This is a genomic window from Novosphingobium sp. BL-S-19, assembly GCF_055521675.1.
Genome location: NZ_CM145497.1, coordinates 1,038,775 through 1,065,052, shown reverse-complemented (window position 1 = coordinate 1,065,052; position 26,278 = coordinate 1,038,775). Strand labels below are relative to the sequence as shown.

Genomic DNA, 26,278 nt, shown 5'->3' with positions numbered 1-26,278 from the left:
GGGCAAATCACTTCATCATAATCTGCCAAGGGTCCAAGGCGTCTACAAATCCGCCGAGCCGCGGACGCCTCGTCTTGGTCTGCCTGAAGGGAAGAGTGGACCCATCGCAGCAAGAACCGGAAAATGAGAGTTTGAGCGGCAAGGAAGTGGCGACCTCACAGAGACTGCTCCCGTTACCACAATCGGTCTGGATATCGCCAAGAACGTTTTCCATGCGCATGGCGCTGACGAGCGGGGTGCGATGGTTTTCAGCCGCAAGCTGACGAGAGCAAAGCTGCTCGAGTTCTTCGCAGGTCAGCCGGTATGCATAGTAGCGCTCGAGGCGTGCGGTGGCGCCCATCATTGGGCGCGTCAGCTACAGACGATGGGGCACGATGTGCGGTTGATCCCGCCATCTTACGTGAAGCCATTCGTGAAGCGGAACAAGAACGATGCGATTGATGCTGAAGCGATTGCCGAGGCTGCGCAGCGCCCAGGCATGCGCTTCGTGGCGGTGAAAAGCGAAGAGCAACAGGCCGCAGGGCTCGTGTTCCGCACACGTCACCTAGCGGTGCGGCAGCGCACTCAGTTGATCAACGCCATTCGCGGGCACCTAGCGGAGTATGGTTGGGTAGCACCGCGCGGCACAGCGCATATGACAATGCTCGCCGACCTGCTCGAGGATGAGGAAATGACTTCAAGTCTGCCTGCAGCGGCACGGCCCATGTTCAAGCTCATGGTCGACATGCTGGCCGATCTCGACAAGCAGGTTGCCGTGCTGGACCGTGAGATCGCGCAGCGTGCCAAGGAGGATGAAGCAGCCAGGCGGCTAATGACCATTCCAGGGATCGGTCCTATCGCTGCGACCGCCATCATCGCGCTGGCCCCGCCGGTCGAGACGTTCCGTAAGGGTCGCGACTTCGCGGCTTGGCTTGGCCTCGCCCCCCGTCAGCACTCGACCGGCGGCAAACAGCGGCTCGGCAGCATATCGAAGATGGGCGAGCGGACGATCAGACGACTACTGATCATCTGCGGCAGCTCAATGGTACGCCAGGCATGCTGGTTTGGCGCGCCTGCCGGCTCGTGGCTTGAGCGGATGCTGGAGCGCAAGCCGCGCATGCTCGTCTCGGTAGCGCTCGCCAACAAGATGGCGCGCATGGTCTGGGCGTTGCTCACAAAGAACGAAGATTACAGAGCTCCGGCAGCGGTCACGGCGTAAGTCAAGGCAGCGGCCAGAGGCGTCGGGGACGTAGGCGGTCGAAGGAGGGTATGGCACAACAGTCGGCTAGACGGGGCTGGAAGAACCAGGGAATGGCAGAGCGCTAGCCAAGCGCGCATAGCTGAAATGGATCCGGTCCGCGAACTCCCATACTGGCCCGCAGCATATGGCGCTGCTCATCGAGGCCGGACAGATGACAGCATCCGACTAGGTGCCAACAAACCCCGATTTACTGCTTGCATCCGAAGGGGCGTCCACAGATGTCATTCACGACGATGCCAAAACTCTCTGATCACGCCCCATACAGTCCATCGGATATGCCACCCCGTCGTTAACCGATGAGGTGCACCAAGCGCGGCAGTTGTGATCCACGAGGCGTAGTATGACGAGACAACGCGGCCAGAGAGCGAGTTGCTGCGCATAAAATAAAATAACCGCGTTGTCAGCGGGATCGAGTTCGAGGCATTAGAACGTAACGCGGCAAGAGGGCTATGTCTGGTCAGAGAGTCGAGCTTGCCTAGGCGGCGTGGACAAATTTGAGCCAGTATCTGGCGGTAGCGATATGAACCATGCCGAGGAAGCTGTTGGCAAGCTGGTCGTAGCGGGTGGCGATGGCGCGATTGATCTTGAGGTGGCCGAACATGCGCTCAATGCGGTTGCGCTGCACGTAGAGCGCCCGGTCATGTTCGATTTTCACGCGGCGGTTTGACCGGCCAGGAATGACGGCCTCGATTTTCCGCTTGGCGAGATCGGCACGGATGGAATCGGCGTCGTAGCCCTTGTCGGCGAGCAGGGCGTCGGGCGTGCGCTCGGGCAAAGCTATGAGCGCATCATACGCCTTGCAGTCTGCCGCTTCCCCGACCGTCAGGTGGAAGGCAAGCGGTCGCCCGAGGGCATCAGCCAGGCAGTGAAGCTTACTGGTGAACCCGCCCCGCGAGCGGCCAAGAGCGCGTCGATGAGTCCCCCTTTTCCGCCCGCTGCCGAGACGTGGGCGCGGACTGTTGTGCTGTCGATGCTGTAGTGGCCGCTGTCCGCCATAATCTCGGCCAGCGTCACCGCCACGATTTCCCAAACCCCGGCTTCGCTCCAGCGCCGGAACCGGCGATAGATCGTGTTCCAACTGCCGTATTTGGGCGGCACGTCGCGCCACGGAGCACCGCAGCGAAGCCGCCAAAGAATACCGTTGATGATCGATCGGTTCTGCTCGGGCGGCCTGCCTCTGCCACGGTTCTCGGACTCGATCGGCAGCAAGTCCTTTAGGATGCGCCATTCCGCCTCGGTAAGATCGCCCCTGCTCAAGCCTGCCTCCAAAAAGCAGCCTTGAATCAACTTCATCGCCTTACGTCAATCGCTGCGCGCCTTTCCAGCGGTTCGATTGCGAAAGCCGCTGCTTTCCGAGATAAGGTGCCTATGATAGCCACGCCAATAGACGAAGCTGTGCCCAAGGCATCGACATTGAAGCTGGCGGTCATGGGCTTTCTGACGCTCTGGTGCCCCTATATCTTTGTCTGGTTCATCCAAAAACCGGAATACCCATCGACGTTCCGCAGGGCCTTCACGGCATGGGCGATCTTTTGGTGCGGGTGCGCAGTGCTGTTCTTCGTCGTGCAATTTGCGACGGGCGATCAACCCAGATAAACGCCGAGCCTCGCACCCTTAATTTGTCAACGCCGCCTAGCAAATCGACGGCAAGTGTTACGCCTGGGGCACTGTCGGGATCTTACGCAAGCACTGATTATGCGGCGACGCAATTTGGCGTCATCGGGCAAGGTACGATTGCGGTAAAATCGCCAGACGGCAGCACTCCGCTTGATCTCATTAACCGGGATGTTGGTCAGACCAGCGTGGTCACAAAGGACGATGAAACTTCGTTCAACGTGGTCATCGATCCAGGTGCGATCAAGGAAATTGCGGCACTCGTTAAAGGGGACACCAAAAATAGCGTCATCCTTCAAGGGGTAGAAACCTTAGCAAACGACCCCTTGATGGTTGTGCGTTCGGCCGCGGGCGAGATCCATTCTTTGACGGATGGCTTGGTGGACAGCGGCGCGCTCGAGTCACTGTTTACAAACATCACCCAACTCGTGTCGGGCAATACAGTTACACAGAATGGTCAATTTGCATCTTTGGTCAACGACCGGGATTTACAAGGAAAAAGCCCCGAAGAAATAGCTGACATTCTCAAGGGCAGAATTGCTTCGGATGCTCAATACGGTGACAAAGGAGACCTTGCGGAGGTTGCCGCGCAGTTTGAGGATCCAGATTCGTACCTTTCGAAGGCTGTCGCTCTCCAAGGGCAACTAATCGCATATGCCCAGAGCAACGGCATTTCTGATATACCGACGCTTGTCGCGTCTTATACCGCCAACAACCCAGATCGTAGGAATGATGGGGCCGCGGACTCGCAAACGATCCCCGAAATTCCCGTCAATGGTGTTACAAATCTGGGCACAAAGACAGCGGATGTCGTCGAAGGGGCTCAGGAATTCCTGAACGATAACGCTGATTGGGCGACGGCGATCCATTATGGCTCGCTTGCTGTAAAGGGGCCGTTGGGAGCCCTCGCGATCTATGGAATGGATCAAGGGTCGAACTTGCTCTTGCAGCAATCCGGGATTGGTGAGGTGCTGGGGAATGTGAGCGCCTACGCCGGATCCTATGGATATCAGTTCCTTCGAGATGGCGGCATCAGTGAAACTCTCGACGACACGACCGATCGCTTCGGTGGGATTCCGGGAGATATGGACTATGCGCTCAACCTGACCGCCGGTGCTGGTACGCTTCTGGGCGTGACCACGTTCTCAGGCAGCATCCTTAAAAACACCCTCAAGCCACGGGTCACGATCAGCGCCATCGATCAGGATGCCATCAATCTGCCAAAACAGGTAGTCAAGCAGCCCTTGCCGATGCAGAGGCAGGCCTTGGGGACGGTGCTATTCCTGCGCGACCTGAAAAATATGTGCCGGACTCGTCACGAACCGACATCGATGCGTCGAAGCAAACTCATATCATCGATGGAAATATTAATAAAAAGGGGGAGGCGACCGGTGCGCACTATGCGAATTCTAATAACGTTGAAATCGATACGAGTACTATTGAAATGGATCCCTCGGGTAACGGCGTCTTTCAGGCTCGTGTAGAAATTGAGGACCCGAACGGAAACCTTTTGGAGAAAGGAAATAGTTCTCAAGGAAAAGGAATTTCCACATTTTTTCCAGAAAATTGGGATTCGGAAAAAATACTTGATGAAATATCATCGGTTGCAGGAAATATCGCGAATGGTGATAAAGGGATTCTCATGTCACCCGCTGGCGTGAGGATATTTGTGCGTAAATCTTTGACGGGTGAAGTAGTTCAAACCTATCCGGCTTGGCCGCAGTGAATCGAGGTCGAAAGTGCAAAGGGAACAATGTCATTTATACTGGGCGTCGGCATCAGGGCGCTCATGCGACGAAACAGTTTTAATCGCTTCTGGGACATCTGATGCCTTGAAGATGCTCCATACATTTTGCATGGGAGATTCTGTTTGGGGCCAATATGGAATCTATGTATTTGAGAAAATCCGCGACTGTGCGGATGGCGATGTCGTCGAGACGGAGAATTTCGCTATAAAAAAGTGCGGGAACTTCTTGGAATTTGAAGATATTATTGATAAAAAATCATTTTCCATATCGATAATAGATATTGTGATTTTTACAAAATATTATGAGCTTTGTTATATGCAGCATTGTGAGATAAAATTCACTATTGATATAATATAATGCAGACCATATTGACACGTATTAGGCGGCGTGGACAAATTTGAGCCAGTATCTGGCGGTAGCGATATGAACCATGCCGAGGAAGCTGTTGGCAAGCTGGTCGTAGCGGGTGGCGATGGCGCGATTGATCTTGAGGTGGCCGAACATGCGCTCAATGCGGTTGCGCTGCACGTAGAGCGCCCGGTCATGTTCGATTTTCACGCGGCGGTTTGACCGGCCAGGAATGACGGCCTCGATTTTCCGCTTGGCGAGATCGGCACGGATGGAATCGGCGTCGTAGCCCTTGTCGGCGAGCAGGGCGTCGGGCGTGCGCTCGGGCAAAGCTATGAGCGCATCATACGCCTTGCAGTCTGCCGCTTCCCCGACCGTCAGGTGGAAGGCAAGCGGTCGCCCGAGGGCATCAGCCAGGCAGTGAAGCTTACTGGTGAACCCGCCCCGCGAGCGGCCAAGAGCGCGTCGATGAGTCCCCCTTTTCCGCCCGCTGCCGAGACGTGGGCGCGGACTGTTGTGCTGTCGATGCTGTAGTGGCCGCTGTCCGCCATAATCTCGGCCAGCGTCACCGCCACGATTTCCCAAACCCCGGCTTCGCTCCAGCGCCGGAACCGGCGATAGATCGTGTTCCAACTGCCGTATTTGGGCGGCACGTCGCGCCACGGAGCACCGCAGCGAAGCCGCCAAAGAATACCGTTGATGATCGATCGGTTCTGCTCGGGCGGCCTGCCTCTGCCACGGTTCTCGGACTCGATCGGCAGCAAGTCCTTTAGGATGCGCCATTCCGCCTCGGTAAGATCGCCCCTGCTCAAGCCTGCCTCCAAAAAGCAGCCTTGAATCAACTTCATCGCCTTACGTCAATCGCTGCGCGCCTTTCCAGCGGTTCGATTGCGAAAGCCGCTGCTTTCCGAGATAAGGTGCCTATGATAGCCACGCCAATAGACGAAGCTGTGCCCAAGGCATCGACATTGAAGCTGGCGGTCATGGGCTTTCTGACGCTCTGGTGCCCCTATATCTTTGTCTGGTTCATCCAAAAACCGGAATACCCATCGACGTTCCGCAGGGCCTTCACGGCATGGGCGATCTTTTGGTGCGGGTGCGCAGTGCTGTTCTTCGTCGTGCAATTTGCGACGGGCGATCAACCCAGATAAACGCCGAGCCTCGCACCCTTAATTTGTCAACGCCGCCTAGCAACAATCAGATCACCTCCCGTGCGAACAGTGACATTTGTCGCGCTGGCGTTGGCACCAACGAGGCTGGTATTACCCCCCGAAACAATTGTTAGCTGGTTCCCACCGTCGATCACGCTGTTGGTATTTGTACTCTGCGTCGACAGCCCAGAACCGCTATTCGATGAGAGACTAGCGCTCGCCCCTGCACTCGCTCCACCCACGATGCCCACGCCAATCGAGAGCCCGAGGCTGGCACCCGATGAATGGGATGACCAGTTTTGGCTCGACTCATTGAGTGCCGAATTTACGAGGATTTCCCCGCTAGCCGCCAAGGAGACAGATTGCTCGCCGGTGACAGTGGACCCGGTGATCGCCAAATTTCCATCGGTGGCGACCACGGCGACGTTGTCGCCAGCGATCATTGACCCGTTAGCGAGTGTTTCATGTGAGGTCGTCTTCGAGCGCGACGAAGAGAAACCAAGGCTCATCGATACGCCTGCAGTATTGGTCAGTCCGTTCATCACCGACCGGACGGAGCTTTGGATACTCGACGCGCCGTTGATTGCAGTCGCGCCGCTCAACCAGTCCGGCACATTGCGCGCGCGCGTGGTTGCGGGCTGGCAGGACGCCGATTCCTATTTCACCGGCGCCTATACCAAGGACAAGTTCGGCTACGGCATCATCGAGTGGGATGTCACGCCCGACACCACGTTGTCTGCGGGCCTGAGCTATGACGATCTCAACGCCCAGAAGTACGAACGCACGCTGGCATGGCGCGCGGGCAGCCTTGGCACCCCGGAGAACCTGCCGATTCTGTCCAAGCGGGATTCGTGGATGCCCGAATGGGCTTACGACAAGGCGCAAACGCTTCAGTACTTCGCCAAAGTCAGCCACGATTTCAGCGCCGACTGGAACCTGACCGTCAACGCCACCCGCAACGAGACCGATTCCAACGAACTCTACGGTTACTACGGCATCGGCATCAATTCGGATGCCGAGACACCCAGCGGCTACTTCATGCGCTGGATGTCGCACGGCCATGCCAACCAGACCCTGCTGGACGCCAACCTCAAGGGCAAGTTCACCCTGTTCGGCCAGCAGCACGATGTTGCGGTCGGTGCCAACTGGTCGCGCAGTCAAGCCAATTCGACCAATCCCATCGGCGGCATCGCCGGGGTCACGGTCGAGGAATACCTGACCTACTACCGCTACGCCAAGCCCACCAAGGCCGAGATCGCGACGTGGAGCGGCTATGGCGAATGGGGCAGCGTCTATGGCGACAACGGCTGGGATACCACGCGCTATGGCTTCTGGGGCACGCTGGGCATGCATCTGGCGGATCCGGTCAAGCTGATCGTCGGCGGGCGTTACAGCCGCAATGAGAATTTCCGCGGCCAGTCCATCGGCAAGTTCGTGCCTTACGCCGCCGCGACCTACGACTTCTCTCGCGACTGGACGGCCTATGCCAGCTACTCGCAGATATTCGAGCCGATGCAGAACATCGTGCCGATCGGTCAGTGGAACGAAGACCCGACCAAGATCACCTATTCGGACAAGCCGACCACCGGCCGCAACTACGAAGCAGGCGTCAAGGGCGATCTGGCCGGAGGGGCGCTTCAGGCCGCCGTCTCGGTATTCTATATCGAGAAAAACAACGTCTATGTGAATGACGAGGAGCAGGGGCAGGCCGTCATTCCCGGCTATGGCACCACTTACATGCAGCGGGTGGCGAAGCTTCAGACCAGCAAGGGCTTCGACGCCGAACTGAAAGGCGCGCTGACGCGCAGCTGGCAGATTTCGGCGGGCTATACCTTCAACGTCACCAAGAACAAGGAAGACGATGGCACGCCGATCCTGCTCTGGGCGCCCAAGCATTCGGCCCGCGTATGGAGCACCTACCAGCTTCCCGGCGCACTCGAAGGTCTGCGTCTGGGCGGCGGTGTCCGGGTGTTCGGTAACAGCGATTTGCGCAAGGGCTATGCCGTGATCGGCGCCAGTGCCGACTACGAGATCGACCGTCACCTGACGCTTGGCATCTATATCGATAACCTTGCCAACGAGACCTACCGCGTCTCCACCAGCAGCGCGGCGACTTACGGCAATCCCCGCAACTTCATGGTGACCCTGCGCGGGAACTACTGAGGCGATGCCGGGCGCGAAATCTCCGGGCTTTCGCCAGTCGATGGCGGCGCTCCACACATGGGTGGGGTTGCTGCCGGGATGGCTGCTGTTCCTGATCTTCCTGTTCGGGACGACAGCCTATTTCCAGCAGGAGATTTCGCGCTGGATGCGACCGGAAATGTCCTCTGGCCTCCAGTCATCTCGGGCGCTGCCGAACGAGGCGCTGGCAGCGGCCGACACACTCCTGCGCGACCGGGCAACCGGCGCGCAGGAATGGACCGTCTCGCTACCCGCGCGCGGCGGACAGGTCGTGCGTGTCTCATGGGAGGGGCCAGAAGGAGAAGGCAAGGCCACGCTCGATCCCGCCACCGGCCGCGAAGTGAAAGTGCGCGACACGCAGGGCGGCAACTTCCTCTATCGCTTTCACTACGACCTCTACGCGATACCGCGCCTCTGGGCGCGCAGCCTCGTATCGATCGCCGCGCTGGCGATGCTGGTCGCGATTTTATCGGGCGTGGTCACGCACAAGAAGATTTTCGCGGATTTCTTCACGCTGCGGTTCTGGAAAGGTCAACGCAGTTGGCTCGACAGCCACAACGTGACAGCCGTGCTTGCGCTGCCGTTCCATCTGATGATCACCTATACCGGGCTTGCCGCACTGCTTTTCACGATCATGCCCTGGGCGCTCGATGCGCAGTTCCCCGGACGCAAGGCATTCAACGCGGCTGCCTATCCCGACGCTCCGGAATTTCCGGTATCGGGCCGTGCCGGCGAAATGCTTCCCCTTCCGCAGCTTGCCGCAAAGGCAGAAGCGCTGTGGCAGGGCGGGCACGTCGGCGGCCTGTCGATCGACCATCCCGGCGATGCTGACGCGACGGTATCGGTCTATGCCCTGCGCGACCAGTTGGGTTCGCCCTCGCCGCGCTTGATCCTGTCCGCCCATGATGGTCGCCTGCTCTACCGTGCGCCGGCACTAGGCGTCGCACGCGTGACGCAGGAGGTGATGATCCAGCTCCATCTCGGCACTTTCGCGGAGACGGGCCTGCGCTGGCTCTACTTCGTTTCGGGAACGCTAGGCACCGCTATGGTCGGCACCGGCCTCGTCCTGTGGACCGTCAAACGCCGACCGCGCCTCCCCGACCCCGCGTGCCCCTATTTCGGCTTTCGTCTGGTGGAGCGGCTCAACATAGGCATGCTGGTCGGCCCCATCGCAGGGATCGCCGGCTACTTCCTCGCCAATCGCCTGCTGCCATTGGACCTCGCTTCGCGCGGCGAATGGGAGATCGATGGCCTGTTTCTGGTATGGGCCAGCGTCCTCGCATGGACGCTGGCGCGGCCGGCAGCACGGGCCTGGATCGAGACACTGGCGGCGTCTGCCGCGCTTTACGCGCTGGTTCCCCTCGTCAATGAGCTCACCACGTCACGCGGACTGATGCCGAGCCTGATCGCGGGCGACCCGGTCTTTGCCTGCTTCGATCTGATGATGCTGACTTCCTCAGGTCTGCTGGCCTTTGCGGCATGGCGCCTCGCAAACCGTAAGGCGAAGGGTTCCCTCCGCCAATCGCGCGCTGGCACGGAGAGCATGACATGATCCATCACTTTGCCGTCTTCATCCTCTGTCTCGGCGGCTTTGTTCTGCTGCTGATGGCCATGGCTCGCCACCAGCAGGACTGGCTACGACGCAAATTGAAACTGCCTTTCTCCCGCCGTCTGCGCTGCAGCGGCTTTGGCCTGCTCGCTTTCGCCTTCCTGCACGCCGGATCACGGTTGGGCTGGGGCTACGGCGCTGTCGTCTGGTTCGGCTGGCTGACGCTTGCGAGCCTTGTTGTCGTCACCGGGCAGACCAATCGCGAGTGGATCATGCGTAAGGTGCGGCCATGAAAACGCTCGCATCCACGCGCTGGTCTACGACCGCCAGAGCGCTCGCGGGAACGCTGGGCGCCTACGCGCTGACATCGTTGCTGACCGTTGCCGCCTCACGCGCGATGGTGCGCCTTGGCGTCGATGCAGTGGAGGCCGTCACCGGAACGACACTGACCAGTTTCGCCATTTTCGCTGCCGTTTCGATGGCGGTGTTCCATGCCCCCAGTCCGGCGCGAGCATGGTTCTGGCTGCTCGTTTTCAGCGGGCTGTGTGGTCTCGCAATTCTTGCCCTACCCGCCGGACGACTGCCATGACCACGTCTCTCGCCGCACGTCAGCGTCCGATTATCCATCCTGGGCCATTGGTGCCCGAACCGGCCGTTTCGTCCCTTCGCTATGCCGACCAACCCGCGTCGCTCGGCACGCGGCTGATCGGGCTTGGCGGAACGGGCGGGGTTGGCCTCGCGATCCTCGCCGGACTGCTCCTGACGTGGCAGACCTACACTGCCCCGCCGATGCAAGCGACACTCACGGCCTTCAACGTCGCCCCGCCTGCTGCGCCGCCAGAGCCGTTCCGGGAGGTCCCGCCGGGTCCGGAACAGGTGCAAAAGGAAAAGCCCGTTCCGCAGCCGGATAGGCCCGAGATCGAAACCCCGAAGATCGTCCTGCCGAGCGCGAACATCGTGACGGCAGCACCGCCTGCGCCAGTCGCCCCGCCCGATCCCGGCCCCCCAATCAAGGAGACCACCGCGCCGGTCAGCAAACCCGCGCCACCGGCCCCGCAGATGTCGAGTGGCAAGCCGACTTGGCAGGGCTTGGTCCTTGCCGCGCTCGACAAAGTGAAGCGCTATCCGCGCGATGCCCATTTTGCTCGCCAGCAGGGCGTGCCCTATATCCGCTTCACGATGAACCGACTGGGCAAGGTGCTGACCGTCACCTTGGAGCGCTCGTCCGGTTTCCGCTCGCTCGATCAGGAAGCGCTCTCCCTACCCAAACGCGCACAACCCCTGCCCAGGCCTCCTGAGGACGTGAAGGGTGAGGCCATCGAACTGGTGGTGCCGGTCGAGTTTTTCATGCGTTAACAAGCGCGCCATGCCGCAGCCAGACGGTTTGATCTGCTTCCCCGAAGCGTGCCTCTCGCCTCGCGACAGGGTCAAACTATTCAGGTTATACTAAAGTGATCGACATCATCCTGCTGCCGGCGTTTTCACAAATTGTATTTTCGCAACATCGGCACGCCAATTCGATCGGCGACATGTCTCAGGATTGAGAACGGCAGACGTCGCTTCATCGGCAGATGCCCAATGAAGAATCCTGTGAATTCCATCTCCGCGTATGAACCCCTGTTCCGCTTAAAAGCGGTGGCGCCAGACGACATGTTGAACCGAGCGCCCCGTTCCGCAGCGAAGCGGCTGCCGGCATGGAATGCGAGGCGATAAAGGCCGCGCGATTGCTCCACACCCGTGTCATAGCCAAGCAGTGGCATAGCGGCATGTCCACCCTGCCAATGCATCCCGCCAAATGCCTGGATGATTCCAGCAGCGTCGCGCAGAACCAGATAACGGATGATGCCGATCCGCTGCGTCATCATAACGAAACGCGCAGTATAGGCCGGGTTGAGGGTCGAGTACTTCTGAAGATAGAGCATCGCGTAAAGCCGCGCGATGCGCTGCGCATCGGCCTCGCCGATCTCCCCCAGTTCCTCGTAGGTGTATTCGGTGCTTTGCCACAGCGCCTCGTCCCGCTTCACATCGCGGCGCGGCCAGCTGTCTCGCTCCACATCATCGACAAGGTAAACCTGGCGGGCCGGAAGCAGAATCCATCCCGCCGCCTCGAGCGCCCTTATCAGGTCCGCATTGTACCGCCATGTCAGCGATCGCATGGCCAGCAGATGATCGGGGTAAGCATCCGCCAACAGCCGGGTCTGCCGGCTGGCCAGGGCGGGATCGAGCGCACGCGGCAGATTGGTGGACATCATCCAGTTGTTGATGTGGACGATCCGGTCGACATCGCTCGGACCAAGCACCGCACCGACACCAGCAATCACCGTGCGCAGCGCGGGAACGATGGCGCGGTTCGGAAAGTGTGCCAGTTCTTCTTTCGGATAATCGATATAGCCGACGCGTGGCGAACAAACGAAAGTCCCGCCCCGTTCGCCATGATTTACCGTCATCGGCACGCGATGATCGCCCCAGTTATGCAGCCGGACCGAAGTATCGAGGTTCGCGATATAACTGCGCGGGCCATCGCGCGCGAAAGCCGCAACGTAGTCCTGCGCAAGGCGGTTCAGGTCCTGCATCGTCATTGCACGCCGGCGCCAATCGCGCCGGTGCGGATGCGATAGATGATCGACTTATCGGATAAGGACAGTTGCTGCGAAAGCGCCGCATCGATCGTGATTTCGGGATATGGGGGCAGCATCTCATTCATGAACACGCGTTCGCAGTAACGGGCGCCAGGTAACGCCTTACTGACGATCCCACGCCAGCACGCGGCATAGTCCTCCCCGCCACAATAGGAGCCGAAGTCGGACAGCGAAAAACCATCGCAAGGCGCAAGGTCAAGCATCGCAAGATCGGCCAGACCGGTTTCGACCATATGCAGGCGGCCCAACCCTTCGCGGACGCTTTGATAGTTTTCCGCACGTAAGTGCACGGGAAGCGCACCATCGCGATCGTGCCGCCCGCGCATGGCCAGCGTGGCCGTATCGCTGTTCCGGAACAGGAATGAGGATGCGGCGCGCGCAAAATCGGCCTCCATCCGTTCACTCACCTCTTTCGCCCCCGGCAGGAAAGCGGCCGCCGGCTCACGCATGGCCAACCGCCAAACGAGATCCCGTCCGATAGCCTCTGCTGCCCGTTGGAGTGGCCCCGGCACGAACCGGCTTTTCCATATTCGTGCCTGAAGCTCGACCGTGGGGGCCATCATCAGTTCGATCATCGCCCGTCCGCGGGCCAACGAAAGGAAGCGCGCGTTCCAGCGCAGCAACTTTTCCCATTTGCCGGCGTGCCAAATACCCGATGCGATCATGCGCGGCCGGCTGTCCCAATAGGCGCGGGAATCGGGCGGCAGGCGGTGCCGGATCGCGGCGTAGGCCGGACCGCGCTGCTTGCTTTGCGCAATTCCCAGGAAAGCCAGGCAATCGTCCCGGTCAAGTTCCGCAACCGCTGCGACTTTCAGCGCCAGTAAGGCATTTTGCACGGGGTTCGCATCCAATGCGATCACCGCCTCCGCTTTGGAAAGCAGCAAGTCCAGAACCCGCGTCCCCGTGCCCGTCAGGCAGAGAATGCGTCGCGCGCCCGTAAGCGCGGCCAACTCCGTTTCGCCGTCCTCGTTCGAAGACGTGAAGTTCAACGCCTCAAAGAATGCCACGCGGCCCTCGCTGCTGGATCGGCAATCGGCATTCCACACGGGTCGCGGACAAGTATTTGATCATGCTTTCCATAATTGTCTCGACCATGCACAAGGGACGGGAATGAAGTTCGGCGCGATTTCCACCGTCATCCAGGCCTATTCCGCCGCGCGCTGGCGCGCCGCACGACTGAACAGCCGTGCGGCGATCAATCGGTACCAGCAGGTGCGACTGGCGAGGTTGTGCCGCCAGGCCGCGAACGACCTGCCATTCTACCGCGCCTTTGCCGACCAACCTTTTCAGGACTGGCCGGTCATCGACAAGACGATCCTGCTGGACAATTTCGCCACCATGAACCGTGCCGGCCTTGCGATTCCGGCGGTTCGCGCCGCGGTGCATGAGGGGCGAGAACGACTCGGCGATCTGTTGATCGGCTGCAGCACCGGCACCAGCGGGAATCGCGGATACTATGTCATCAGCGAAGCCGAGCGCTTCGTCTGGCTCGGCACGATACTCGCCAAGACGCTGCCCGATGCGCTGTGGCAGCGCCACCGCGTCGCACTGGCCCTGCCCGCACTCTCCGGGCTCTATCGAAGCGCCGCGCTCGGCAGCAGGATCGACTTGCGCTTCTTCGACCTTGCGGCCGGGCCGGAAAGCTGGGTGGATGCCCTGTCCGCCTTCGCGCCCGACACTATCGTAGCGCCGCCCAAAGTGCTGCGCTGGCTGGCGGAGCGCAAAGCACTGCGCGCGACGCACATCTTTTCCGGCGCCGAAGTGCTGGATCCGCTTGATCGTGCCGCCATAGAAACGGCAACCTGGCAGCGGGTGCGGGAGATCTACATGGCGACGGAGGGACTCTTCGCGGTCGCGTGCCCACACGGCACGCTGCATCTGGCGGAAGACGTCGTCCATTTCGAATTCTCGCGCCCCGATCCTACCGGACGGCTGATCTCTCCCATCGTCACCGATTTCACGCGGCGCGCGCAGGCAATGATCCGCTATCGCATGAATGACCTGATCGAACTCGACCCCGCGCCCTGCCCGTGCGGAAGCGCGTTTCAGGCGGTGAAGCGGATCGAGGGCCGCAGCGACGACGCCTTTCTGCTGGCGGACGCGGCGGACACTCTGCAACTGGTTACGCCGGACGTACTGCGTAACGCGCTGGTCGATGCCGACCCGCGCATCCGCGATTTTCGCGTAGTGCAGACGGGTTCCGCCGCGATCGCCATTACGCTGGACACCGATTTGCCCGTTGACCTTGATGCAAAGGTCATAGCCGCACTGCGGGCCTGCCTGGCGCGGCGCGGGTTGGCGGCACAGATCACTGTCATACGCGGGTTGAGCGCCGACTTCACGCGCAAGCTGCGGCGGGTCAGCCGCCAGTGGTCGCCACCGGCTCAAGGCTGACCGGACAGCGCCAGTTGGCGGCATTCCGGTTCAAGTGGAATACCGTTGAGGCCCGCCCAGATCACGGGCCCGAACATATCCAACGGACCGTGGTGATAGTCCGCCCGGCCATCGAAACGGCTGCGCCAATCCGCCTGAAGTTCCAACATGGCAATGTCCTGCGACAGCACACGGCGATGGAAACCAACGATCATCATGCGCTTCACCCATGCGGGGAGACGCCCTCGGCGGGTCGAAAAACAGGCGTAGGGCCGTGTCCGTTCCGCCGAGACGGGCGAAAAGACCACGGAAATCGAAGCGTGAATGCCCTGCCTGTCCTCGAAAGCGATCTGGACCTGCGCCGGCGGGCGATAGCGCCCCCAGGAAACCGTGCGGTCACCTTCGGTGATCTTCTGCAGCAGGGTCATGCCTTCGCGCGGTTCGGTATAGCACGCTGTGGCCAGATCGGCCATAACCGCAAAGTCGATCTCCACCCCGTGCGGTTCGCGGGAACGACGCACCAGGCCGGGATGGAGGAAATAGGCATGGACCGGGTCCAGCAAATTCTCGATCGCATCGCCGATCGCCGCACGCGATGCAGGCAATCGCCACCAGAAGCGATCATAGCCGGTGTCGCTTACTTCCGATGGAAGATCCGGAAAATCGCCGGGTCGTTCGGCGAGCGAGGTCCACACCAGCCCTTCGTATTCACGTACCGGCAGCGCGGCCACATGGTGACCTGCGGCCGTCATGCTACCGGCTATCGAAGCGCAACGCCCTTGCGCATCGAAGCGCCAACCATGGTAGGGGCATTCGATCAGGCTCCCCGCTTTTCCGGCACCGTGCTCCTGCCCCAGGATCCGCCCCCGCGAAAGCGGCACGTTACGATGCGGGCAACGATCTTCGAGCAGAGCCAACCCGCCCCCGCTTCGGAACAAGACCAGAGGACGGTCCATCAGCGTGACTGCAAGCGGCTTTGCGCCAACCTCGTGCCGATACGCCACCGGATGCCACGCTCGCTCCAGACCTTCAGGCCATGGGCCGCCTACGCGCATATCGCGCGCCCTCTCGTTGCGACAACGAAGCTATAGAACCACGTGCCGTCTTGGGCATTCAGATGCGCTTCCATACCGTGATCGCGGCTGAATCCGGCCACCCACGGGATGTCCATACCTGTCTTGTTGAAGAACTTGCGTTCGCACACCCGAGCGCCCGGCAGCAGAACGCGAGCCAGATCTTCCCAAACGCGGCGCTGCTCGGCGATGTCGCAATAGGAAGAATAGTCCGAAAGCGACACCGCCTCGAACGCACCGGGATCGCTGGCGGCGAGCGTTTCTTGCAGGCTGGCGGTGCGTAGCGTCAGGCGGTCGATCCGTTCGCTAATTGTCGCGTGCCCCGCTCTGGTGAGGTAAGCCGGCAGTACCTTCGCCCCATAGCCCCCGTTCAACAGCAACCAGGCGAACGGCAACTTCGCCAGATGCAGGTGGCGCGCCGCGTGATCGAAACGAGCGCGGGCATAGCCGGTCATGTCGAAATCGCGCGGCACATAGGCGATCCCCGGCTCCCGCAGGCCCCATCGCCACAAGGACCGGCAGGCAAGCGCGCGCAGGAACAGGCGCCATTGCCAATCGTCCCACTCCGCCTGCCACAAGGCCCATTGTTCATCGCGGTCGGCACAGGTCAGAACGCGATCGGCAAGCACCCGTCGCCCCCTACCCGCCCAGCCTCGGAATTTCCGCAGAAATCCTTCCCAACGCCCGCAATAGAGCAGCCCCTCTGCCGCGAGCATCCGATTGCGTTCCCAGAAATCGCGCGCATGGGGCGACAGCATCGGCATCAGGCTTTCCAGTCGCGCCAAGCGCCGAGGATCGTCGGAAATGCCGGTCAGGCCGCAGAATGCATCATAGTCGCAATGCAGGTACGCTGCGCGAAACAGTTCGGCCAAGGCGCCCTGCGCCGGATTTTGATCAATCGCGAGCACCTGAGCCGGGTCTGCCAGCAGCAGGTCGAAGGCGCGCGATCCGCTGGCGGTGATACACAGCACACGCTTGCCGGCGGGATGAAGCGCGGCGATTTCGCTGGCCACATCCTCGTTGCAGGCCGAATACCAGATTCGCGCCTGATCCAGCCGTGCCGTGCTCATGGCAGATCACATCCGATCTCGGCCGCCCGTTCCGGACAGTGGCAAGGCGTCAGCCGCAAATCGGGGTTTCGCACGGCAAGGCGATGCAGCGCATCGAGTGTCGTGCGCGCCGCAGAGGTATTACCCAGCCAACCGGTCGCAAACGCCGGTGGTGGACGGTTTTCCCGGATCGCAGTCAACGACCATGCCGCGTCCGATACCAACAGGTGCAATCCCCAGCGCGCATCGTTCAGCGCCAGTCCCCAGTGCCCGGGGCAATGCCCCGGCAGTTCGACGGCCAACAGCGAACCGTCTCCCAGAATATCGGCACCCGCGTCGAAAGGCGCGAAATCGCCGGGCAACACAGTTCGCGGCGCATCTTCGAAGTAACGCGCCCGCAAAGGCAGATCGGCGGGAACCAGCGCCGGCAACAGACCGCGCCGCGTGGCGGCAACGCGGTGGCGGCCTGCCATGTCCTCCCACCCGGCCCGCGCGCAATGTATCGTCGCGCGAGGAAAGGCGTGCAGCCCCGCGATGTGATCGCCGTGAAAGTGCGACAGCACGACATGGCGTACGTCGGCGGGATCGTGACCCAGCGCTCGGCATTGGCTCGCTGCGTCGGCACCAGTGGCCATATGCACCGGCGTGGTCCAGCGATAGAGTGCCTCGGGCAAGCGCCGCGTCGCAGCCAGAAAAGCTGGATCGTAGCCCGTGTCGAACAGTATTGGCCCTGCTTCGGGATGGACGAGCAGCATCGCCACGGCCGGAAAGTCCACCGGCCGCCAGGTACCACCGCGAATTGTCATCGCCTGCGGATGACGGCAACTGCCGGTCAGCAGGGGAATGCTACGAACTTCACGCATCGGCGCGACGCGCGAGCGCCCAGTCGATCGCCTCGAACGGGCTGAACTCGGGTTCCCACCGCAACGCAGTGCGCGCGGCCGTCAGGTCGAAAGTCTGCGACCAACCCAGCGCCTTCGCGGCGTAAGTTGTCAGGCCAGGCTCGGGCGATCCGGCGCGCAGCCGCGCGCTCGCCTCGGCGAGATGGGCCAGTGCCAGCACCAGCGTTGCCGGCAGCGGGATCGGCCGGACACGTCGGCCAAATCCACGAAACGTGTGCGCGGCCAAATCGGCAAGTGGTAGTGGTTGCCCGCCGGAAATATTGAAAGCCCGGCCGCTCACTTCCTCACATCGGGCTTCCGCCGCAAGGAAAGCAGTACTCACGTCGCGCGCATCGGTTGGCTCGATCAAGGCGCGGCCTCGGCCGGGTAGGGGCATGACGCCGCGCCGTGCCGCGCGCAGCAATCGCGGCAACAGCACTGTGTCCAGCGGCGCGATGACCGCGCGCGGGCGCAAGGCCACGGCGTGAAAATCGGCCGCGGCGGCTGCCAGCACCGCCCGTTCCGCCGCCAATTTCGTTTCGGCATAGGCATTGACCGGCCTCACCGGCAGAGGAGAGGTTTCGCTGAGCCCGAACCGATGCCGCGTGCAGGTATAGATTGATGGCGTTGACGCGAAGACGAAACGACTGGCACCAGCCGCGCGGGCCGCGTCCAGCAGGCGCCGGGTCATCGTCAGGTTTGTCGCCACGAAGTCGGCATGGGCACCCCAGGGGGAGGACAGCGCGGCCAGATGGAACACGGTATCGACCTCACACAGCAGCGGCCGCGGATCGTCGCGCACCAGATCGGCGCGCACGAAACACGCGCCCTGACGCGCCAGTTCCTCGCCCCGCGCCGGATCGCGCCCCGTGGTGATCACATCGCGACCAAGGCCGATGAGCTGCGCGGCAAGAACCATCCCCAATCCGCCCGTAGCCCCGGTCACCAATACGCGCCCGCGCGCCGCCTGTGGGCCTACCACCGTATGATGGTCCCGCCCAGCGAGATGCCAGCCGAACTACCGACCAGCAGCGCCAATTCACCGGGCCTAATCCGCCCTTCCCGGCGCGCGCGGTCAAGCGTGAAGGGCAGGCTCGTCGCGATCAGGTTGCCGACGGTGGCAAAATTATCGACGATCCGCTCCCCTGGCAGCGAACGCGCAAGATGGGAAAGCGCGCCTCTGCTGGCCTGGTGCGGAATGACGCAGGTGATGTCTTCGAGGGTAGCGCCGGCGCGTTCGAACAAATCGCTCAAGAAGCCCGGAAAACGGCGTGCCGTTGCTTTGAACAGCGCAGGCCCGTCCATGTTGAAGCGCGCATGGGAAAGAAAGCCCTCAATCCCGTCTGCGGGGCGAAGCCGTGTCCCGCCCGCTTCCAGACGGCAAAAGGCGGCACCTTCACCATAGGTGCGGAACAGGTGTGCGACGCAGAGATGCGGCCCGTCAGCCTCCAACGCAACTGCCGCCGCACCGTCACCGAACAGAACGGCCGCTTCCGGATTGGAGAAATCGAGTGCGGCGCTGGCGATGTCCGCGCTGACGATCAGTGCACGGCGCCAATCGCCCAGCGCGAAGCCAGCCAGCACCCGGTCCAACGCAATCAGGAAAGACAGGCAGGTGGCATTGACGTCGAAAGCGCCGATACCGCTCGCGCCAAGCCCCAGCCGGTGCTGTACCAGTACTGCCGTGCTGGGGATCGGCTGCTCCATAACCCCGCAGGCGGAGACGATCACGTCCAGCGACTGCGGATCCCATTCGGCCTCTGCCAGAGCACGGCGCCCAGCCTGTTCAGCCATGAAACTGGACGTCTCGTCCGGGCCCGCGCGGTGGCGCTGTTCAACGCCGAACCGGTGCGCCACTTGTCCTGCGGACAGACCAGTGAGCTGGTCATAGTCACTGGCAGCGACGCGTTCACGCGGCAAGTAGGTCCCGGTGCCGGCAATATTGAAGCGCCGCTCCACGCCAAAATCTCTCCTTGTCAGGGAGAGCAAGCCAGATTGACCCGATACACCGCCGGAACTTGTCCCCTTTCCGTGTCATTGAGCACAGACTTGAAAATGTAAACATTCTGGAATTTATGTTTGGTGGATGCCGGGAATAGTCAGCGTGATGATCTTCACCAAGCGCCAACAAAGCGGCCCTGATAGGCACTGTGGCGGCGCAACCTCGCCGCATCCATTGGACGCGGCGCTCCCAAGCCAATCTGCGGTGGATAACTCGGGGCGATCAGTCGCGCTCTCCACCCGCCTCGACGGACGCTTTGCCATCTGATCGCCCTGCGTCTGCGAGCATCCGGGCGAAAAGTTGGATTTCTTCCAGCGAGTAGGCAGCGAGGTTAGCCCTTACGATCCGTTCAAGGCTGCTTCGAACCTCCTCGCTCGCGTTTCGGCCCAGGTCCGTCAAACTAAGCTCCGCTCGCCGGCGGTCCGTCTTTCCGGGGGTACTCACAACCAAGCCAGCCGATGTAAGCCGGTTCAGTTCGAAAGTTACCAGACTGCGGCCGATACGAATGAGCGAGGCCAGGTCCTGGGGATAGGTGATGCCGCGATCGATTGCGCTCAGAATGTAGCACCCCCTTGGGCCCAGATCATATCGAGCTGTAACCTCGGCATTCGCGTCGCCGATCGGGCGCCCGGCAAATACCAGTCCTTCGATGATCGGCGCGATCTCGGCCCACCCAATGGTGTCGCCGGACCGTGGACTACGCCGGGTATCGGCCTCCTGCGGAGAAAACGCGCGCTTTAGAAGCTCTTCGCGTGGCGTACCTTTCACAAACCGAAACCCTTGCTGACCGACCAGGCCAGCAAGGTAGCAAGTGCAGCGGCAATGACAAAGGCAACCGGGTGCCCCGGCTTCATGTGCGGCTGCGAATTGTCGATCGATGGGTCCCGTCCGCTGACCATCGGGCCGACCAGATTGCGGCGGCGAACGACGAGATAGAAGGCTATGGCAACGACATGCAGTGCTACGAGCGCCAGCAGCAGATTGAAGCTGAACGCGTGGACTTCCGCCGCTAGACGTCCTTGATCAAAGGTGACGAGAAAAGACAGTGGGCCCGATTCCAGCCCATCGACATCGGTCGCGAAAAGGCCGGTGCCGATCTGAACCGCCAGCAAAAGTAGCATGACGATCACGCTATAGCCGCCAAGCGGATTATGCCCCAAGCGTGCACTTCCCCTCCCCTGCACATAGGCGACTGCCGAGCGCGGTGAGGCGAAAAGCGCTGGCAGGCGCGCCGTGCTGGCACCGACGAAGCCCCATATCAGCCGAAACGCCAGCAGACCAAGCAAAGTCAGACCGGACAGATAGTGCCAGTCCATGTGCCGGTTTTCCGCGCTCCACCAGGAGAACGCGAATAGCAGTACCAGCAGCCAGTGAAACAGCCGCGTGGGCAGATCCCAGACGCGGACGCCTGTTCCAGCGCTCATTTCGCCGCCCTTTTCGCAAAGGAATTGCAGACTCCGCCGCCATTGACCGGCCCGCCGGACAGCATCTGGCAGGTGCCGCAGCCGGGCGCAGTCGCCGTGAAGAACGCGCAGTCTCCGCAGTGCCGCGCGGGATCGGTCGAAGCCTCGACGTAGCCGAGCGACTTGCGGCGGCTTTTCTGCGTGAAGGGCAGCGAAGCCGGATCGTAGCAAGCCGGTGCGGCACTCTGGGCAAAAGCATCGCGGCCGAGGAACAAACCCACGGATGCCGCGCCGGCCACGGCGACGGCCTGCCCAAGTAGCTGTCTGCGCGACGCGATCATTGCGCATCCTCCTTGGCCGCGCTCTGGATCACTTCGATGGGATAGCCCTCTGGATCCTGAAGCTGGAGAACGGAGTACCCCTGCGCAACCCGGCGCACCGCTTCGTGCGGGAAGCCCCCAGCATCGAGGCGGGCAACCAGCGCATCCATGTCGCTGACACGCAGCACGATGCGGTCAAAGGCATTGCCATGCGTCAGTTGAGAGGGGCTGGCCGGAGCGCTGTCGTGGACCAGTATCAGCCCGGCTTCCATCGGGTCCTTCGAGAAGCGCAGCATGTATTCGCGCCGCGTGCCGTGATCGAGCGTCATGCCCACTTCAAGCCCGAAAGCCGCCTTGTAGAAGGCAAGCTCCTTGTCGATGGCGGCGGCATTGAGAACCGTGCCCACCATTCGGGCCGAAGCCGGGGCTTGCTGGGCATTGGAAGCCTCAGCCCCGAACGCCGAAACGAGCGCGGCGGCGACAATCGCAATGGACGAACAGCGCCTCATGCGATCAACTCCGCGATCGATTTCGAGGTTTCCATGCTCTTCGCGCCCCATTTGTCGACGGGCACACCCATGACTTGCTGCAGGGTAAGGCCCACACGGCTGACCGGGGTGCCAAGGCCATCGACGTAGATGCCGGTCTTGATCCGCCCGCCGCCGCTGCCCGCCGTCATCATCGGAATGTTGTCGATCGTGTGGAACTTGGCGAATTCGGTTTCCGAATGGGCAAAGACCAGCGTGTTATCGAGCAGGGTGCGCGATCCTTCCTGCACTTTGTCGAGCGCGCCGACGAAGTAGGTCCACGCCTCGAAAATGCGGTTCAGGAAATAGGTCGCTTCAGGCTGATAGCCGAGGCGGTTGTCCAGTGCTTCCTCATGCGTAAGCTGGTGGTGCGTGATGGTGCTGCCGATCCGCGTGAGCGAAGACGCACCGTTGTTGAACATCATGTTGAACACCCGCGTCTGGTCGCAGGCGAGTGCCATGACCAAAAGGTCGGTCATCAGGGCATGGTTGGTCACCACGTTCTCGATCTCTGCGTTGACCGCGCGGTCGGCAACGGGCTTCGGCACCAGACAGGCCTGTAGCGGCTCAGGCTTGGTCAGTTCCACTTCCAACTGGTTCTCAAGCTGGCGTACCGAGGTGAAATACTGATCGAGCTTCTGCCGGTCCGCCGCCCCGACTGCGCCTTCCAGCGACTGGCGCTGATCGGTTACGGCCGAAAGCACGCTGCGGCGCGCCATCACTTCGGGATCGGGCGTGAACTCTCCGCTGTTGGGGTCCTTGAAGCCGATGCCGAACAGGCGCTTGTAGAGCCCGGCCGCCGAACCCTCCGACGGGTTGAGATTGCCCCCGCCCCGCCCGCTCAGCGAGTTGCGCGGATCGCCCGACGCCGACGTTTCCAGGCTGCGAAAGCGGGTGCGCGAACCGATCCGGTCGCCGATGGTGACATCGAAACTTTCGCCGGGCAGCCCGCCGTCCGCCGTGATCGCACGCCCGGTTCGGATCGCCGGACCACCCGACACGTGCGGCAGGTTCGGCGCCCCGTCCAGCATCACATTGAAGTTGCCCAGAATATTGATCTTGCTCGCATGCGGCTTGATCACTTCCAGTTCGGGCTTCAGGTCGTATCCCGTGCCGGCATTGTCCGGGAACCAGCGGGTGGGATTGACGCCCAGCCCCCAGAACCACGTGCCGAAGCGAACCGGCATCGGTGCGCCGGTTGCGGCAAGCGCCTCCCCATTGCCGTCGAGGAAGATGTCGAGAAGCGGAACGCCCACGGTAATGGCGGCGCCGTTCAGCATGCCCTTCAGGGCGAAGCGGCGGGACATGTCGAATGCCATGATGGTCCTCCTGTCGTTAGCGCCGCGTCGCCACTTGCGTGGCACCGGCTTTCAGGTCTTCGCGGGGAATTTCGTAAGTTTGAGGCAAAGTCGCGACTGCCTCGACCAGCTTGCGCAGGCGGTAGCCGTCGCCGGCGAAGCGGCTTTCCAGCTTCTCGACCAGTTCGCCGTCCTCACTGGGTCTGCCCGTCGCGTATTCCAGCACGCGCGAGGTTACGCACATCGTCGCGTCCTGGCTGGCAGCGATGGTCTTTCCAAGGCCGTCCGCACCCGTGAAGCGCGCATCGTCCATCGCCCCGGAGACATCGATCGGCGCGTCGTTCTCGCTGGCCCGGAATGAGCCGATGCCGTCGAAGCGTTCGAGCGGCAGCCCGATCGGATCGGTAATCTTGTGGCACCCGGCGCAGACCGGATCGGTCGTATGGGCATCCAGGCGAATGCGGGCCGTGGGCATCGCCTTGTTGGCGGTGTCCTGAACCGCGGTGAAGTTCACGTTGCCCGGCGGATTGGGCACCGGCTGGCATAGCAGCAGTTCGCGTATCGCCCGCCCGCGCAGCGTGGGCGAACTGCGCCCCGAATGGGAATACATCGCCAGGAAACCGGCAAGCCCCAGCAGCCCCGAACGATCCGAATCCGCCGAAAACTCGTAAGGAACCCACCCTTGGGATTGGCCGACGGGCACTCTGTACAGCGCACCAAGCGGACGGTTCATCCAGGTCTTGCGGGTAGTGAAAAGCTCCCGGTAATCGCCGTCCCCGTCCAGCAATTGGGTGCTGATCGTGCGCAGCATCTGTTCGGGCAGCGCCTGCAACACGTCCTGATTGAAGTAGGGATAGATCACCGGGTCCTTGGCAAGTTCGTCGAACTTCTCGAACAGCAGCATGTCCGAGAAGAATGCCCTCAGCCCCTGCTCGAAGCGCGGAGAGGCGACCATGTGCTGGACGATTGCCGTCAGGCCCGCCTGATCGGTCAGTTTGCCTGTCGCAGCGGCGTCCAGAAGGCTCGCACTGGGCGTCGAATTCCAGAGCATGAAGCTGAGCCGGGCCGCGCGTGACGTGTTATCCAGACGCAACATGGCGGGCCTGATCGGATCGGCCTCTGCGGTCTCCACCACGTAGAGGAACCAGGGCGAAACCAGCATGGAACTCAGCGCCAGTTCCAGACCCTTCGCGAAGGACTTTGTCGGACCGGCCCCCTCTCCCGCGATGCGAACGTAGAGCGCGAGTTCCTGCTCGGTCAGCGGACGGCGGAAAAGCAGGCGGCCAAGCGGCGCCAGCGTCCGCCGCGCACAATCGGCGTCCGCGTTTCCCGGATCGGCCGGCGTGCATGCCACGAACTGGGCGCGGTGGTGTTCATCGAAGACCTGCCGCGCAATATCACGCGCCATCGCATCGAACTGCTCCAGCCCCGATGGCGAGATCGCCGCGCTGCGTGCGCCGGAGGCGATCAATTGATGCGCCGGACGAACGATAGGCTCGAACCGCCCCGCCACGCGGATATCGGTTCCGAAGATATCGGCGATGGAATTGCGGTACTGCGCTTCGGTCAACCGGCGCATGCCGACGACTTGCGGGCCTTCCAGCAATGTCTGCGAAGCGTTCGCTTCGGCATGAACGCGCGGCACCGGCGATCCCGCCCCGCCGAACCACAAAACACCGGCAAGCGTAGCCGCGGCCATGCCAAGCGGCACGAAGCGAGAGGGTCTCATAGGGCCTGATTCCTGACGGGACGGGCCGCCGTGGGCACGTCGTTGACGAAGGCCGGCACCGCGCGCAGTTCCATCGCGCTGGAAACGCCCGTGCACTTGCCGGTCTTGGGATCGCGGATGCCGTCCGCATACTTGCGCAGCGTCGCCAGCGTTCCCGCGCAATCGATCCCGGCCGCCAGCGCCGCGCCCACACCGCCGATCGACGGGCTCTGGATCACATCGAAAACCGGCCGATACCCGCCGACCAGACCGCGCAACGATCCGTCCGACTGGAACGTCAGACGCAGCTTCGCATGGCGTAGATCGTAAGCGGTGCGTGTGCCGCGAATGTCGCGGGCCCCGCCCTGCCCCCAGGTCTGCGTCAGCTTGATATCCTGCGCGTCGGTCGTGAGCACTCCGCCCATGATCCGCCCGTGCAGCACGTTGCGATGCCGCGGCGGCTTGTCGGAAATCGTGAAGCTATAGCCGGGCAGGAAATTGCCGCGATTGTCGAGACCGGGGCGGTCCGGCGTATTGCCGTAGATCACCTCGACATCGTCGTCATTCTCAAGGCTGTCCACACCGCGCAGCAGGATCACCTGCGTCCATTCGCCGGAAGCATGGAACTGGCGCATGCCCGTGAGCAGATCCCCGCCGATGCCGTCCTTGCCGCGCCATTCCAGCGTGCAGCCCATCACCCGGTATTCCTGATTGTCGATCCCGGTCCGGCCGTCGGGCGCGGTGAACGCCTCATGGCTGCAACTTTGGCTGGGGTCATCGCCATCGAGATCGAGCCCGCCCGCATTCGCGCTCTGCACCGTCTTCAGCAGCGGCCGATCGAACTGATCCGGTTGCGAACAGATGTTGGTGCCGTTCGGCCCGAACACGGTCGCCTGCCAGCGCTTGGTCAATTCGGGTTCGTTTTCCTTGCGTTCCAGCCGCGCCCGCTCGTCAGGCGACAACGACGCGAGGTAGGTTTCGCGGATCTTCGGGCTGGTTCCAGTCGGACAGGCAGCCTTATCCTGAAGCACCGGCGGCACGAAATCCTGAACGACGAAGCCCATCACTCCATTCGCCGGAGCGGCTGGCAGTTTACCGCCCACGGCATCGGCCTGCGCCGGCGCCTGCAACGACAGCACGGCGCTGCCGCCGGCCAATGCGATGGCCATGCAGC

25 protein-coding genes and 3 pseudogenes are annotated in these 26,278 nt (G+C 61.9%); 10 read left to right on the top strand and 18 right to left on the bottom strand.

Going from position 1 to position 26,278, the window contains the following annotated elements; translation table 11 throughout:
- Positions 1–181: 181 nt before the first annotated feature.
- Entirely contained in the window at positions 182–1,198 is a 1,017-nt protein-coding gene (locus ACZ1JV_RS04575) for an IS110 family RNA-guided transposase (protein ID WP_465149778.1), read from the top strand.
- Positions 1,199–1,715: 517 nt separating this feature from the next.
- Here the strand turns inward: ACZ1JV_RS04575 and ACZ1JV_RS04570 are convergent.
- A pseudogene (locus ACZ1JV_RS04570) lies at positions 1,716–2,533 on the bottom strand (IS5 family transposase).
- Positions 2,534–2,760: 227 nt separating this feature from the next.
- Here ACZ1JV_RS04570 and ACZ1JV_RS04565 point away from each other — a divergent pair.
- The gene (locus ACZ1JV_RS04565) at positions 2,761–4,338 is read left to right on the top strand and encodes a hypothetical protein (RefSeq protein WP_465148549.1); all 1,578 of its coding nucleotides are present in this window, start codon (positions 2,761–2,763) and stop codon (positions 4,336–4,338) included.
- A complete protein-coding gene (locus ACZ1JV_RS04560; protein ID WP_465149777.1) occupies positions 4,221–4,580 on the top strand; it encodes an EndoU domain-containing protein in 360 nt (119 codons plus the stop codon). The genes ACZ1JV_RS04565 and ACZ1JV_RS04560 overlap by 118 nt, the downstream gene beginning before the upstream one ends.
- A gap of 400 nt (positions 4,581–4,980) precedes the next feature.
- Here ACZ1JV_RS04560 and ACZ1JV_RS04555 read toward each other — a convergent pair.
- A pseudogene (locus ACZ1JV_RS04555) lies at positions 4,981–5,798 on the bottom strand (IS5 family transposase).
- Between the two features lie 75 nt (positions 5,799–5,873).
- Here ACZ1JV_RS04555 and ACZ1JV_RS04550 point away from each other — a divergent pair.
- Entirely contained in the window at positions 5,874–6,101 is a 228-nt protein-coding gene (locus ACZ1JV_RS04550; protein WP_465148548.1) for a hypothetical protein, read from the top strand.
- 26 nt (positions 6,102–6,127) lie between these two features.
- On the opposite strand, the gene ACZ1JV_RS04545 is transcribed toward ACZ1JV_RS04550, so the two are convergent.
- Positions 6,128–6,610, bottom strand: coding sequence for a hemagglutinin repeat-containing protein (locus ACZ1JV_RS04545; RefSeq protein ID WP_465148547.1), 483 nt, complete (start codon positions 6,608–6,610; stop codon positions 6,128–6,130).
- Between the two features lie 70 nt (positions 6,611–6,680).
- Between ACZ1JV_RS04545 and ACZ1JV_RS04540 the strand changes: the two genes are divergently transcribed.
- From ACZ1JV_RS04540 to ACZ1JV_RS04520, 5 genes are read left to right on the top strand one after another with little or no spacing between them, the layout of a single operon-like run.
- Complete coding sequence (locus ACZ1JV_RS04540; protein WP_465148546.1) at positions 6,681–8,264, top strand: TonB-dependent siderophore receptor; 1,584 nt, start codon at positions 6,681–6,683, stop codon at positions 8,262–8,264.
- Between the two features lie 4 nt (positions 8,265–8,268).
- Positions 8,269–9,834, top strand: coding sequence for a PepSY-associated TM helix domain-containing protein (locus tag ACZ1JV_RS04535; protein WP_465148545.1), 1,566 nt, complete (start codon positions 8,269–8,271; stop codon positions 9,832–9,834).
- Positions 9,831–10,124, top strand: a complete 294-nt coding sequence (locus ACZ1JV_RS04530) for a DUF3325 domain-containing protein (RefSeq protein ID WP_465148544.1) — start codon at positions 9,831–9,833, stop codon at positions 10,122–10,124. The genes ACZ1JV_RS04535 and ACZ1JV_RS04530 overlap by 4 nt, the downstream gene beginning before the upstream one ends.
- Positions 10,121–10,420: a hypothetical protein gene (locus ACZ1JV_RS04525; RefSeq protein ID WP_465148543.1), complete on the top strand. Its 300-nt coding sequence runs from the start codon at positions 10,121–10,123 to the stop codon at positions 10,418–10,420. The genes ACZ1JV_RS04530 and ACZ1JV_RS04525 overlap by 4 nt, the downstream gene beginning before the upstream one ends.
- The gene (locus ACZ1JV_RS04520; RefSeq protein WP_465148542.1) at positions 10,417–11,187 is read left to right on the top strand and encodes an energy transducer TonB family protein; all 771 of its coding nucleotides are present in this window, start codon (positions 10,417–10,419) and stop codon (positions 11,185–11,187) included. The genes ACZ1JV_RS04525 and ACZ1JV_RS04520 overlap by 4 nt, the downstream gene beginning before the upstream one ends.
- A 125-nt stretch (positions 11,188–11,312) precedes the next feature.
- On the opposite strand, the gene ACZ1JV_RS04515 is transcribed toward ACZ1JV_RS04520, so the two are convergent.
- Positions 11,313–12,410 carry a hypothetical protein gene (locus ACZ1JV_RS04515; RefSeq protein WP_465148541.1) on the bottom strand — a complete coding sequence of 366 codons (1,098 nt, stop codon included), beginning with the start codon at positions 12,408–12,410 and terminating at the stop codon, positions 11,313–11,315.
- Positions 12,407–13,477, bottom strand: coding sequence for a DUF3419 family protein (locus tag ACZ1JV_RS04510; RefSeq protein WP_465148540.1), 1,071 nt, complete (start codon positions 13,475–13,477; stop codon positions 12,407–12,409). Before ACZ1JV_RS04510 ends, ACZ1JV_RS04515 begins: the two co-directional genes overlap by 4 nt.
- A gap of 103 nt (positions 13,478–13,580) precedes the next feature.
- Between ACZ1JV_RS04510 and ACZ1JV_RS04505 the strand changes: the two genes are divergently transcribed.
- A complete protein-coding gene (locus ACZ1JV_RS04505) occupies positions 13,581–14,864 on the top strand; it encodes a F390 synthetase-related protein (protein WP_465148539.1) in 1,284 nt (427 codons plus the stop codon).
- Here ACZ1JV_RS04505 and ACZ1JV_RS04500 read toward each other — a convergent pair.
- From ACZ1JV_RS04500 to ACZ1JV_RS04440, 13 genes and pseudogenes are all read right to left on the bottom strand, one after another.
- Positions 14,855–15,595, bottom strand: a complete 741-nt coding sequence (locus ACZ1JV_RS04500; protein ID WP_465149776.1) for a hypothetical protein — start codon at positions 15,593–15,595, stop codon at positions 14,855–14,857. The two genes, ACZ1JV_RS04505 and ACZ1JV_RS04500, sit on opposite strands and share 10 nt — an antisense overlap.
- Positions 15,596–15,664: 69 nt before the next feature.
- Positions 15,665–15,799, bottom strand: a pseudogene (locus ACZ1JV_RS04495) (Rieske 2Fe-2S domain-containing protein); the annotation flags it as partial.
- Between the two features lie 89 nt (positions 15,800–15,888).
- A complete protein-coding gene (locus ACZ1JV_RS04490) occupies positions 15,889–16,986 on the bottom strand; it encodes a DUF3419 family protein (protein WP_465148538.1) in 1,098 nt (365 codons plus the stop codon).
- Positions 16,983–17,828, bottom strand: a complete 846-nt coding sequence (locus ACZ1JV_RS04485) for an MBL fold metallo-hydrolase (RefSeq protein ID WP_465148537.1) — start codon at positions 17,826–17,828, stop codon at positions 16,983–16,985. The genes ACZ1JV_RS04490 and ACZ1JV_RS04485 overlap by 4 nt, the downstream gene beginning before the upstream one ends.
- Positions 17,821–18,792 (bottom strand): NAD-dependent epimerase/dehydratase family protein, encoded by a 972-nt coding sequence (locus ACZ1JV_RS04480; protein ID WP_465148536.1) that lies wholly within the window; start codon positions 18,790–18,792, stop codon positions 17,821–17,823. Before ACZ1JV_RS04480 ends, ACZ1JV_RS04485 begins: the two co-directional genes overlap by 8 nt.
- A 29-nt stretch (positions 18,793–18,821) precedes the next feature.
- Positions 18,822–19,805: a 3-oxoacyl-ACP synthase III family protein gene (locus ACZ1JV_RS04475; RefSeq protein ID WP_465148535.1), complete on the bottom strand. Its 984-nt coding sequence runs from the start codon at positions 19,803–19,805 to the stop codon at positions 18,822–18,824.
- 265 nt (positions 19,806–20,070) lie between these two features.
- Complete coding sequence (locus ACZ1JV_RS04470) at positions 20,071–20,616, bottom strand: MarR family winged helix-turn-helix transcriptional regulator (RefSeq protein WP_465148534.1); 546 nt, start codon at positions 20,614–20,616, stop codon at positions 20,071–20,073.
- Complete coding sequence (locus ACZ1JV_RS04465; protein ID WP_465148533.1) at positions 20,613–21,272, bottom strand: cytochrome b/b6 domain-containing protein; 660 nt, start codon at positions 21,270–21,272, stop codon at positions 20,613–20,615. The genes ACZ1JV_RS04470 and ACZ1JV_RS04465 overlap by 4 nt, the downstream gene beginning before the upstream one ends.
- Entirely contained in the window at positions 21,269–21,592 is a 324-nt protein-coding gene (locus ACZ1JV_RS04460; RefSeq protein ID WP_465148532.1) for a high-potential iron-sulfur protein, read from the bottom strand. The genes ACZ1JV_RS04465 and ACZ1JV_RS04460 overlap by 4 nt, the downstream gene beginning before the upstream one ends.
- On the bottom strand, positions 21,589–22,080 hold the full coding sequence (locus ACZ1JV_RS04455) for a VOC family protein (protein WP_465148531.1): 492 nt from the start codon (positions 22,078–22,080) through the stop codon (positions 21,589–21,591). The genes ACZ1JV_RS04460 and ACZ1JV_RS04455 overlap by 4 nt, the downstream gene beginning before the upstream one ends.
- Entirely contained in the window at positions 22,077–23,417 is a 1,341-nt protein-coding gene (locus ACZ1JV_RS04450; protein ID WP_465148530.1) for a DUF1552 domain-containing protein, read from the bottom strand. Before ACZ1JV_RS04450 ends, ACZ1JV_RS04455 begins: the two co-directional genes overlap by 4 nt.
- 16 nt (positions 23,418–23,433) lie before the next feature.
- The gene (locus ACZ1JV_RS04445; protein ID WP_465148529.1) at positions 23,434–25,125 is read right to left on the bottom strand and encodes a DUF1588 domain-containing protein; all 1,692 of its coding nucleotides are present in this window, start codon (positions 25,123–25,125) and stop codon (positions 23,434–23,436) included.
- Positions 25,122–26,273 (bottom strand): hypothetical protein, encoded by a 1,152-nt coding sequence (locus ACZ1JV_RS04440; RefSeq protein WP_465148528.1) that lies wholly within the window; start codon positions 26,271–26,273, stop codon positions 25,122–25,124. Before ACZ1JV_RS04440 ends, ACZ1JV_RS04445 begins: the two co-directional genes overlap by 4 nt.
- Between the last annotated feature and the right edge of the window lie 5 nt (positions 26,274–26,278).